Annotated in this window: 12 protein-coding genes; 7 read left to right on the forward strand and 5 right to left on the reverse strand. The window is 44.5% G+C overall.

What is annotated here, in order from left to right:
* The 3 genes from AB4496_RS10020 to AB4496_RS10030 all read left to right on the forward strand — a co-directional run.
* Positions 1-697 (forward strand): iron chelate uptake ABC transporter family permease subunit (locus AB4496_RS10020; RefSeq protein ID WP_372130907.1); only part of this gene is annotated, 697 nt, incomplete at its 5' end.
* A 2-nt stretch (positions 698-699) separates the two neighbouring features.
* Positions 700-1,464, forward strand: a complete 765-nt coding sequence (gene fecE, locus AB4496_RS10025; RefSeq protein ID WP_102257570.1) for a Fe(3+) dicitrate ABC transporter ATP-binding protein FecE — start codon at positions 700-702, stop codon at positions 1,462-1,464.
* Between the two features lie 152 nt (positions 1,465-1,616).
* Positions 1,617-2,003, forward strand: a complete 387-nt coding sequence (locus tag AB4496_RS10030) for a hypothetical protein (RefSeq protein WP_009844806.1) — start codon at positions 1,617-1,619, stop codon at positions 2,001-2,003.
* 144 nt (positions 2,004-2,147) lie between these two features.
* Here the strand turns inward: AB4496_RS10030 and AB4496_RS10035 are convergent, their stop codons facing one another.
* Positions 2,148-3,080, reverse strand: a complete 933-nt coding sequence (locus tag AB4496_RS10035) for a LysR family transcriptional regulator (protein ID WP_102257571.1) — start codon at positions 3,078-3,080, stop codon at positions 2,148-2,150.
* A gap of 206 nt (positions 3,081-3,286) precedes the next feature.
* Here AB4496_RS10035 and AB4496_RS10040 point away from each other — a divergent pair, with 206 nt between their 5' ends.
* Entirely contained in the window at positions 3,287-4,312 is a 1,026-nt protein-coding gene (locus AB4496_RS10040; protein ID WP_102257572.1) for a zinc-binding alcohol dehydrogenase family protein, read from the forward strand.
* A gap of 151 nt (positions 4,313-4,463) precedes the next feature.
* Here the strand turns inward: AB4496_RS10040 and AB4496_RS10045 are convergent, their stop codons facing one another.
* Both AB4496_RS10045 and AB4496_RS10050 read right to left on the reverse strand, forming a co-directional pair.
* A complete protein-coding gene (locus tag AB4496_RS10045; protein ID WP_102257573.1) occupies positions 4,464-5,072 on the reverse strand; it encodes a CIA30 family protein in 609 nt (202 codons plus the stop codon).
* A gap of 42 nt (positions 5,073-5,114) precedes the next feature.
* A complete protein-coding gene (locus AB4496_RS10050) occupies positions 5,115-5,381 on the reverse strand; it encodes a DUF3081 domain-containing protein (RefSeq protein ID WP_102257574.1) in 267 nt (88 codons plus the stop codon).
* A 380-nt stretch (positions 5,382-5,761) separates the two neighbouring features.
* Here AB4496_RS10050 and AB4496_RS10055 point away from each other — a divergent pair, with 380 nt between their 5' ends.
* Entirely contained in the window at positions 5,762-6,178 is a 417-nt protein-coding gene (locus AB4496_RS10055) for a VOC family protein (protein ID WP_009844811.1), read from the forward strand.
* 214 nt (positions 6,179-6,392) lie between these two features.
* Here AB4496_RS10055 and AB4496_RS10060 read toward each other — a convergent pair whose 3' ends face one another.
* Together AB4496_RS10060 and AB4496_RS10065 are read right to left on the reverse strand one after the other, a co-directional pair.
* The gene (locus AB4496_RS10060) at positions 6,393-7,292 is read right to left on the reverse strand and encodes a DMT family transporter (protein ID WP_102257575.1); all 900 of its coding nucleotides are present in this window, start codon (positions 7,290-7,292) and stop codon (positions 6,393-6,395) included.
* Between the two features lie 42 nt (positions 7,293-7,334).
* Positions 7,335-8,309, reverse strand: coding sequence for a LysR family transcriptional regulator (locus AB4496_RS10065; protein WP_102257576.1), 975 nt, complete (start codon positions 8,307-8,309; stop codon positions 7,335-7,337).
* A 100-nt stretch (positions 8,310-8,409) separates the two neighbouring features.
* Here AB4496_RS10065 and AB4496_RS10070 point away from each other — a divergent pair, with 100 nt between their 5' ends.
* Together AB4496_RS10070 and AB4496_RS10075 are read left to right on the forward strand one after the other, a co-directional pair.
* Entirely contained in the window at positions 8,410-9,762 is a 1,353-nt protein-coding gene (locus AB4496_RS10070; protein ID WP_102257577.1) for an MATE family efflux transporter, read from the forward strand.
* A gap of 256 nt (positions 9,763-10,018) precedes the next feature.
* Positions 10,019-10,264 (forward strand): hypothetical protein, encoded by a 246-nt coding sequence (locus tag AB4496_RS10075; protein WP_009844815.1) that lies wholly within the window; start codon positions 10,019-10,021, stop codon positions 10,262-10,264.
* Positions 10,265-10,602: the final 338 nt, after the last annotated feature.

Genomic DNA, 10,602 nt, shown 5'->3' on the forward strand with positions numbered 1-10,602 from the left:
GGCAGGGCTTGCTGCGACAGCGAGTTTAGTTTGGTTCCCCAATGCACCAGTCAGTGTGCTTCCTGTCGTAGCGATGTTCGGTGGGGTACTGGCTGCTGGGCTGATTGCGCTATTGGCATGGTGGTCAAGGCCAACACCCGCCAAGTTGGCCTTGATTGGTATTGCAGTGAGTGCGTTTCTGGCGAGTTGCATCGACTTCTTGCTTGTCACTAACCCCATCGAGATCAACACTGCGATGGTATGGCTAACCGGCAGCCTCTGGGGACGAAACTGGCAGCAAGTTCCCTTTATTTGGGGAGCATTGCTCTTGTTGTTGCCAATGGCATTTTGGCTTGCTTGGCGATTGGATGTGATGGGGCTTGGTGAGGAAAGTGCCACCACATTGGGTACTAAGCCAAAACAGATACAAGCTCTTGCACTATTGGCCGCAGTGTTGCTTGCCAGCGTCAGCGTTTCAGTGGCTGGAACGATCAGTTTTGTGGGTTTATTAGCACCTCACTTAGCGCGCTTGTTGTTTGGGCATAATCATAAGTTGTTAATCCCGGCGTCTGCTCTGGTGGGTGCGATTCTGGTTACTTGTGCCGACGGCTTGGCAAGAGGTCTACAACCACCGATTGAATTACCTGCAGGGGTACTTACTTCTGTCATTGGCGCGCCTTATTTCATATTTCTTCTCTATCGTTATCGAGGTTGGTAACCATGCTAAAAACGCAGAATCTTTCCGTCGCGTACGGCAAACAAACGATCATACCGAACCTTTCGGTGTCCATCCCTAAGGGAAAAATTACTGCCTTAATTGGACCCAATGGATGTGGTAAATCTACCTTGTTAAAGACGTTAGTCAGGATCAATAAGCCGGTGACTGGAGAGGTGTTATTTGAAGACAGACCGTTGTCGAGCTATGGCGATAAAGTGCTCGCGCGTTCGTTGTCGCTTCTGCCGCAAATATTGGTCAGCCCCGAAGGCATCTCGGTCAGAAAATTGGTTGAATATGGCCGCTCTCCTTATGTGTCCCATTGGGGAAAGTTAGGGCAAGAAGACCAAGCGATTGTCGAACAAGCAATGCGTGATACTGGCGTACTTGAGTTTGCTGATAAACCGATTGAGTCACTGTCGGGTGGGCAGCGTCAAAGAGCATGGATAGCGATGATAATAGCGCAAGACACAGATGTCGTGATGTTGGATGAACCGACCACTTATCTTGATATGTCTCACCAAGTTGAATTAATGAACTTGATGCAGCAGATGAATGACAAGGGAAAAACGGTGGTGGTTGTGCTCCATGATCTGAACCAAGCGAGCCGTTACTGCGATCATTTGATCGTTTTAGAAAGAGGAGGTTTAGTGGCTGAAGGCACCCCCGATGAGGTGATGACCGAGACATTGCTGAATGATGTTTTTGATCTCAAAGTGAGCGTATTTCGTGACCCTATATCCAATACGCCGATGTGTGTGGCGATTTAAGCAAATAGCCGATGATTAAAGTTGTCAGTATGGCTTGCTGTGCATCTGGTTAAAATAATCAGAGCGAATCAATTTTTGGTGTTGATTGAGATAGTATTTTGCTATAAAACGCGCATAATCTCGCTATACAACACTTAAAGAAGAAATTACCTATGACGACCTTTCAATACTACTTTCACCAACTGCCTTGCTTCGACTGTAAAAAAACGACAGTAAGTACTGATCTTGGTTGGTTAACGCCTGCGATGAAAGATACTGCTCTAGAGCAAGTGACAAAGACACTTGCGGAAGGTGAAGTTACGCCTGATCTTTCAGCAAATGTGGTTTGTACCAAAGACGAAGCTCGCGAGTATCTATTACTGAATTTCTTCGGTTATTCAGAAGAAGAGTTAGCGAGCGGAATTGAAGCTGATGATGAGCAAGAAGTCGCGGATGAAATTGCAGAACTTCTAGAAGAAGGCCAAGATACAATCACCTTCGAACATGAAATTGCTCTTCAGTGCTGTGCTGATTGTGATGTAGAAGAAGAGTCAAACTAAGTACTCGCATTTAAGTATTAGTATTAATGTAGATACATCCATTAATACAGGGTGATGTTCAAATGAAGAAAGGCGTTAGTGGCTTCAAAGTTCACTAACGCCTTTTTTGTATCTCTGCGTCTTATCTCTAAGCAGCATTAGATCCTATGATGCTTTATTTTCTAGAATACCTTGGTCTCCCAATTGAGAAAGGATCTCTGCGGTTTTCTCGCGGAATAAATCTCTTAATAAGCGAACCGTTGGTGTGATGGATTGACGACTAGGGCAGACTAACCACAACTCGGTTGGTGTTGGTTTTAATTCAGGCATAACTTTAACCACTTCGCCCGAAAGCAAATGCTTCGACATATCTAAACAAGACTTTATCGCCACGCCTTTACCGGCAACACACCAACGTCTAACAAGGTCAGCATCGTTCGATGCACGATTCCCTTTCAGCTTCACTTTGTGATCCTGCTTACCATCGTTAAACACCCATTCGTCTTGCAACATATCATGCAGCTGATAAAGCAAACCATTATGTTGAGCTAAGTCACTCGGGTGTTTTGGTGTTCCCATTTCAGCCAAATATTCAGGAGCCGCACACAATATTCTCGGCACATCGCAGATCTTGAAACCATACATATTGGCGTCAGTAGGGGAGCCATAGCGAAGCGCCATATCAACGGAGTCACGGTAAAAATCGATATTACTGTCACTGATGCTCGTTCTAAGTGATGCTTTAGGGTATTCAAGCAAGAACTCATCTAACCAAGGTGTGATGAGGTTGCGGCCTAGATCCGATGAAAGCGCAATGCGGATTTCTCCATCGAGAATACCAAGCTCTTCGCGCATGCTGAGCTTGGCTTGCTCTAATATTTTCAAGGCCTGTTCACACTCAGGTAAATAGCGTTCGCCTGCTGAAGAGAGCCTTAAATGGCGAGTGGTTCTTACAAACAGTTCAGCGCCTAGTGCGGCTTCAACTCGTTTGACGGCAGCACTCGCGGTAGCAGTACGCATGTCTAGGTTGGTGGCTGCTGCGGTGATGCTGCGAAACTCCGCCACTTTCAAAATGACCTGTAAGTCTTCAAGAAGCATCTTATCTACCTGTGTTTGATAATGTTCTAAACATTGTATTGAAATCTTTGCTAATCACAAAGCGGGTTAACCCTTATTTACCTCTTCTAAGCTAACTTTATACGCTTAATTATCAAAATATATTTGAAAATCATTCAAATGTTAGACGGTTTATCTAGAGTGAGAATTGACTAAGATTAACTCGTCTAATTCAAGGAGAAAGCACAATGTCAGTACCATCAAAAATGAAAGCTATTGGATTTACTCAGTCATTTGCGATTACAGAGCAAGACAGTTTATTTGAGTTTGAAACGAGTCTGCCAGAACTAAAAAATAATGACTTGCTGGTAAAAGTGAGCGCGACTTCTATCAACCCTGCTGACGCAAAAATTCGTATTCGTAGTGCTAAGGATAAAACACTCGAACAACCTAAAGTGCTGGGCTATGACGCAGTCGGTGAAGTTGTCGGTAAAGGTACAGACGTTGAAGGTTTTGAATTAGGTGACCGTGTTTACTACGCTGGTGACGTCACTCGCATGGGAGCTAACGCGGAATACCAAGCCGTTGATTACCGTATTGCGGCGAAAGCACCAAAGAGCCTTTCTGATGAAGCTGCTGCTGTGATGCCGCTAGCGACACTCACTGCGTGGGAAGCGTTGTTCGATCGCCTACGTGTTCGTCCTGAAGAGCAAAAGTCGATTCTGATCATTGGTGGCGCTGGTGGCGTAGGTTCAATCACTATTCAATTGGCGAGCCAACTGACTAACCTGACTGTCATTGCGACGGCTTCAAGACCTGAAACCGAGCAGTGGGTAAGGGATATGGGTGCAGACCATGTGGTGAATCACCGTAACTTGGTTGAGTCTGTGCGCGAGCAAGGCATCCAGCATGTCGATTACATTTTTAATGTTGCGGATACCAAAGGGCACTGGGAATCGATGGTGGAGCTGATTGCACCACAAGGCATGATCAGTTCGATTGTGGAGTTCGATGGTGGAATTGATCTGTCGGCGCTTCAAGGTAAGTCTGTAGGTTTTGTGTGGGAGCTGATGTTTACACGTTCACTGTTCAACACAGACGATATCCAGAAGCAACAAGACATCTTATTCCAAGCTGCGAACTTGATTGATGCAGGCCGCATTAAATCGACACTAACGACGACGTTGAATGGTTTTAGTGTTGAGACTCTGAAAGATGCGCACCAACGTATTGAAAGCAGTACGTCGATTGGAAAAACAGCCATTAAATATTAATAGCTAATGATTTAGATCTTTGACGGTTTGAAGCATTGACCTTTTGAACGCTTGAATGGAAGGCCCCTGATATCTATCGCGAATCGGTAAGATATCAGGGGCTTTTGTTCGTCGGTGGTTTATTCAGACTTTACCTTATTCCAACAAAGCGTTACTCCGTTTCTTGCGAGGTTTTGAATTGAATCTGAAGTAAGTTTAGCTCGAAGGGCAGAGGCTGTTTGTCTGCAATCAAAAAGCCGATCTGTTTAATGTCTTGAGCTTTAAGCCCCGGCTCTCCGTTGAGTAACCGACCTCTAAACACCGCTTGAAAGTCGTTTAGTCGGAAAATTTTCTTGAGTTGTTCACCTTTAATTGTCTCAAAGTTGTGCTTGTAGTTGGTCCTGTTTCCATCTATCCACGTTGTGAACCTTAACTGGTAAGTACGACCATCACCCACAAACGTCAACTCTACGCTGTCCGTTTCAGAGCTTAGTGTTTTAACAGAGCGATTGATTGAACTGAAGCCACCATTGTTCTCTAACGATAGTTCGCCCTTAAATTGACTCGTCTCGCCATCATGAATAAGACCGCCTGTTGAGATGCCGCCCATCACATTGTCGTTGGTCGCTGTCCAATTCTTCTGTTCGTTCGCTTGTGTAAAATCAATCATATCTATTCCTGCTACAGATACTTGACACCATAAAAAAGAAAGGCTGAGTATTAGGCACAAAGAAGCGATTCGTTTAGGCAGTAAGTGCGTTTTAAAGTCAGTTTCGTGCATGATTTTCTCCAATAGTTATTAGGGCGTGTTGACCTTTCGTACTTACGGAGAAGGCTCTGTAGCAAGCATAGCCAGACAATGGTTGATGAAGTCTTCATAGTTCGACGCTTGGTCGTATTCGATTTTTAATGAACCGTGGAACATCAGGGTTACCGTAACGTCTCTGTAGCTTAGCCAACAGGTGTAACCGTCGTAATCATGCCAAGCCGTCATTTCGCCTACTTGATATTTATTGTTCAGCTGTTCGCCCGTTGAACGAAGGTAATCGAACACTCTGAGAAATTCTTTGATGGTAATTCTGCTGTCCATGTATCACTCCCGCTACGCAGTCGACTAAAAAATACTAAGTGCTTGTATTTCAATTAACTACGGTTTGGTTCTGCATTGCGATCACTGAGGGGAGGCCTGTATACAGCATCCATTTCATCGGCTCACTTTGTGGAAGGTGTGGTTTGGAGAGAACACCTCCCATAAAGTCACTGGTATTAAGTACAAAGAACATAATACGAGGCAAGAGAGTTACGTTGGACTAAGTCGTCTAAACTTACTGTTTGTATGTAGTCAAAGCAGAGCCATTTGGACTCTAAAGACGTTCTCGAAAATAAACGTAAATTAGTTCTTTACCTCAACTTAACTTGAGGTATTAGGATATGCAACGTTGCTTAAGAGAATACTTTAAGGAGAGAAGAATGATCCAACTTGAACATGTAAATTTAGTGGTTAAAGATATCCCAGAGATGCTGACTTTCTATAAAGCAGCTTTCCCTCACTGGTATGTGCGTGATGAAGGGCAAGGCGAATGGTCTGGCAAGCCACGTAACTGGCTACATTTTGGTGATGAATATCAATACATCGCGTTGAGCGATCACGGCGAAGGAGAAAACAGAGATTTGGCTGGGCATTCTGTCGGTCTCGCGCATTTTGCTTATGTAACCAACAATATCGAGAGCGTGATTGAGCGCCTTATTGATGCGGGTTTCCCTATTGCCAAACCTGGGGCTGAAGAACCTTATCGCAAAAACGTTTACTTTGTTGATCCTGCGGGCTTTGAAATCGAATTTGTAGAGTACTTGAGTGATGATCCCAAGCTGCGCAATGCCACGTAGTAGAACTCGTAATCGAGTTGGTGTACTAGAGCAAGATTGTTCGAAATAAAACGTCTAAGAAAGGGTGCTAGGAAGACTCACAGAAAAGGGCATTGTGGAATATTCCGCAATGCCCTTTTTATATCTATTAGCTGATTGGCTAACTGATCTTTACTCTGTTGGTTGCTTGGTTGCTTGGTTGCTTGGTTGCTTGGTTGCTTGGTCGCTTAGTTGGTTACTTAGCCTTGAATGGCACTAACAACTGTTTGCCAAACACGTTAATGAGTGCGCCCGTGACAATTAGACCACCACCTAGGTAAGTCCAAACGGATGGAGTCTCATTGAAGATCCACACGCCTAACAGCGCTGAGAATACGATTTGAACGTATGAGTAAGCTGAAGCTTTACCGGCAGCTTGAGTTTGCATCGCCTTGGTTAAACCGTATTGGCCTATCTGAGTGAAAATCCCGACCAGAACCAACATAATGGTTAAGAATAAGCTTGGCCATACAAAGTCGTTCCAGATCAGGGCTGTTGAGATTGGAAGAGCAACCAGCGGGAAATAGAAGATGATCACTGAGCTATCTTCAGTTTGGCTAAGCTTTCTCACAATTACATAAGCAATTGAGCTACCAAACGCGCCCAATAACGCCACCATAATGCTGAACATGGGTAACTCGCTGTTTACGCCGCTGTTCATGCTTGGTTGTACCATCACCAGCAATCCCGCGAGGCAGAATGCAATGCAGATCATGGTCGACTTTTGCACGCGCTCTTTTAAGAACAACACGCCAAGCAACGCGGTAAACACGGGATGTACGTATTGTAGAATGGTCGCTTCTGCTAGTGGCAAGGTGGTGACGGCGTAGTAAACACACATTAACGCCGCAGTACCGACAGCACCACGCACAAACAAGAGTGGTTTGTTATTACCCCAGATCGAAATGCCTTTTCGTTTCACATCGATATAGCTGATGATCAAAGAGACCAATGCCCTTGCTGCAACAATTTCAAATACAGGTATACCGTAGTTGCTGATGTATTTCACACAAGCAGACATCAGTGCGAACCCAAAAGCGGAGAGGATCATGAACCTAACCCCAACAGGGATCATTGAAACAGAGAAAGAAGGCATAAAAATATCAATCGGGTGAGGGAAGGGGAATCATAGCTTAATTTAAGAGAGTCGACCAAAGCCTTTGTCTTGCTCTATTACACCAAACCACTGATATTGCTGTGCGAGTGATTTCAGCAACTCGATCTCTTTTGCTGTCTCTTCCCTCAGCCATTCAATAAGGTCATTGATGATAGGTGTGTGTGTACGCTGGTGCATGAAGTAAGTCCAAGCACTGTGCTGAATCTTTGCATCCTTAGGGCAGTACAAGAAGCCCCGTTGTAGATCCTGCAAAACCAACAGCAAATCCGTCACCGTGACGCCTTCACCTGACAAGCAGGCACTGAGTGCCATATCCAAAGACAAGAAGCTGGTATTTCTAACGGGCTTTTTCGGCGGGGACTCGACATCAGCCAGCCACACTTTCCAGTCGTGATGATCTAAGGTTGGGTGGAGCCTTGGTAAGGTTAAGATCGAATCGAGGTCAGTATCTTTGTTCGTTAAAGTAGTCGAACAGACCGGCGCCATAAACTCTTCACGTAAGAAGGTGATGTTAGGTGCCTTGTCATAGCGTTTTTTGAAGCGTGTATGGAAGATCAGTAGGTCATATTCGCTGCTGTTGATCGATTCGTCTTCCTCAATCACAGGCACAATGACGATTTCATAATCTTGATAACGCTCGTTTAATTCCCGGACTTTAGAGATCAATACGCGCGTCGCGAAACTCAAAGTCGCTTTGATCACAATACGTTTCTGCTTTGGCTCGCCCCAAGAAGCAATAACCGCTTCGACATTGGCATAGCTTTCACGTAAAGCCACGTACAAATTGTGACCATGTTCTGTTAATTCAATCGCTCGATGCTTACGAATAACCAATGATGCGTTTAACTCATCTTCAAGCTGTTTAATCTGACGGCTGATCGCACTTTGTGTCACATGCAGCTCATCGGCGGCCAGAGTAAAGCTCATCAGCCTTGCAGCAGCTTCGAAGGCTTTTAAGCCATTATGGGATGATGGCAAGCTAGGATATGGGGTCATAATTCGTTCGCATGAGTTTATGGAATGTTAGAGTCGCAAATTTATCAATTGAACGCCAGCCTCATCGATCGTATTTTGGGCGAAATTACCTGAGGCGCTCATGAAAAAAATACTCACTCTTGCATTCCCTTTGATCATTTCACAGCTGATCTCTATGGCGTTAGTCCTTACTGATGTTTGGATGATGTCGCGTATCAGTGTGTCAGCCCTTGCGGCTGGTGGCTTAGGCGCCTCTATCTACTTTTTCATCTTTATTATTGCGAGCAGCACCGTGGGGTGTGTCGCGAACTTGATTGCGATCGCTTACGGTCAGCGCGTAGCTCGCCCTGAGTTTGGTAATACACAAATCAGATTGGCGGTGAAAGGCGCAACAATGTTGGCATTTGTGTTGAGTGTGACCTTAATGGCCAGCTTTTGGTTTGCTCCGTTGGTATTAGAGGCAGCAAAACAGCCCCAAGAAGTGATTACTTTAGCAATGGAATATGTGCATGCCTTGAAATGGGTGATGCTGCCTTCGCTTATTTTGTTGGTACTGCGTGGATTAACCAGTGCGTTTGGTAATGTGCGCTCTATTCTGGTGATGTCTATCATCACCGTAATTCTGAATGTGCCAGTGAGCTACTTCTTAACTTTCCAATTAGACATGGGTTTAACCGGTTTAGGGCTAGGTACGGCTATCGCGGCCTTTATCGTGATGCTTGGATACACGGTTTGGGTATTCAAGCGTGACGAGTTTAAGCAGTTCGCCCCTTGGTTAAACACAGAAGAGTATTCAATCAAATTAATGAGCCCTTTATTGATGATGGGTTTGCCTATTGGGCTCGCTGCATTGCTTGAACATGGCTTGATATACGGCGGAACTCTGATGGCGGGGACGATCAGTATTGCTTCTCTAGCACTGCACCAAATCCTACTGCAATGCTTAAGCTTTACTTGGAACTTCAATTTCGGTTTCTCACAAGCTGCGGCGATTTTGGTTGGCCGTGATTTCGGTGCGGGCAACTACGAAGGCATCAAAAGAACCTCGATTCTAAGCTTTATATTGGTGTCGGTGTTGAGCGTAGCCTTGTCTGCCGTGTTCATCATCTGGCCGGAAATGATCGCGTCTATCTTCAAGTTAGACGATGGTACGGGCGCAATGACTTCGCTATTGGCCTCTGTTATTTGGGTGGTTGCGTTGTGCTTTATTGTAGACGCTTGGCAGTTATTGGCGATTAACCTGTTGAGAGGGATGAAGATTGTCTCAATGCCAACCGTAATGACAGCCATTGGTTACTGGGTATTTGGTTTGCCAGCGGCTTGGTATTTGATGTCTAAGTTTGAATTGGCAGGGATCTGGGGCGGAATCGGTGTTGGTTTAGGTGTGACAGGTATTCTGCTGCTTATCCAATTGATGCGTGTCATTCAAAAGAACAGTCAGTCTCCGGATCTCTCGACTCATGCTTATTCGTGATCTGCTTGTGATGCTCGCTTTTACCATGAAAGCTTGAACGATAAACTTTGTAATGCTGACCGAGAACTATCAATTACCAGTTATCAATTACCAGTTACCAGTTTCTAATTACCAACAATGGGCTATCAGCTATCAGCTATCAGGTAAAAGCCCTGAATTGCGTACTTCGTAATTTAGACCTTGGTCTTACAGAAACCGTAAGCAAAGGTGGCTAGAATGATTTAAGTCGCTCATCGTTTTATCAAGGAAAATACAAATGGAAGTTGGATTGTTTTGGGCTGAGAAAGGAATGCTAGTACTTGGCGCTCTGTTTGTTTTGACGAGCATGATGCAGTACGGAAGACGCAGTAGTGATTGGAAAGGCGTGATTACTATGTTTTATAAGCGTATCCCAATGAATATTGCGGAATACAAATGGTACCGTCTGGGCATCGCTTTATTGGTGTTTGCTGTGGTTATTCGTTTCGCATTACTGATTCTATGGCCTACATATCAGTTTTAGCCCCTTTGCACTCATTATGTAAAACGGATAAAAACGTCAACCTGATAAACGCGTAGTAGGCGGTCAACACGTATAGGTGTTCAACATGTATGGCTGTTGCGTGAATCGGCAAGTCGAGCCTTAATAGGCTACTTATTAAGGCTGTTATTCTATAAATCATCGCAGTCATTTCATAAAATAGTGCAATTACTTTATAAAATGGCTTGTTACTATCTCTGTAGCATATTGTTTTTCATAAAGAATAATCAGAGATAATCGAATATCCGCTTTTCCCATCAATCTGACTAATAATCTACATATAAATTCATTCACCCCGTACCTGATACGATAATGATCTG

Source organism: Vibrio sp. 10N.222.46.A1, assembly GCF_041473595.1.
Taxonomy (GTDB): domain Bacteria; phylum Pseudomonadota; class Gammaproteobacteria; order Enterobacterales; family Vibrionaceae; genus Vibrio; species Vibrio tasmaniensis_A.

Coding starts and splice junctions, on each gene's coding strand:
- AB4496_RS10075 (WP_009844815.1), top strand. CDS start 10,019: ATGGAAGTTGGATTGTTTTGGGCTGAGAAAGGAATGCTAGTACTTGGC.
- AB4496_RS10055 (WP_009844811.1), top strand. CDS start 5,762: ATGATCCAACTTGAACATGTAAATTTAGTGGTTAAAGATATCCCAGAG.
- AB4496_RS10050 (WP_102257574.1), bottom strand. CDS start 5,381: ATGGACAGCAGAATTACCATCAAAGAATTTCTCAGAGTGTTCGATTAC.
- AB4496_RS10030 (WP_009844806.1), top strand. CDS start 1,617: ATGACGACCTTTCAATACTACTTTCACCAACTGCCTTGCTTCGACTGT.
- AB4496_RS10045 (WP_102257573.1), bottom strand. CDS start 5,072: ATGCACGAAACTGACTTTAAAACGCACTTACTGCCTAAACGAATCGCT.
- AB4496_RS10060 (WP_102257575.1), bottom strand. CDS start 7,292: ATGCCTTCTTTCTCTGTTTCAATGATCCCTGTTGGGGTTAGGTTCATG.
- AB4496_RS10040 (WP_102257572.1), top strand. CDS start 3,287: ATGTCAGTACCATCAAAAATGAAAGCTATTGGATTTACTCAGTCATTT.
- fecE (WP_102257570.1), top strand. CDS start 700: ATGCTAAAAACGCAGAATCTTTCCGTCGCGTACGGCAAACAAACGATC.
- AB4496_RS10065 (WP_102257576.1), bottom strand. CDS start 8,309: ATGACCCCATATCCTAGCTTGCCATCATCCCATAATGGCTTAAAAGCC.
- AB4496_RS10035 (WP_102257571.1), bottom strand. CDS start 3,080: ATGCTTCTTGAAGACTTACAGGTCATTTTGAAAGTGGCGGAGTTTCGC.
- AB4496_RS10070 (WP_102257577.1), top strand. CDS start 8,410: ATGAAAAAAATACTCACTCTTGCATTCCCTTTGATCATTTCACAGCTG.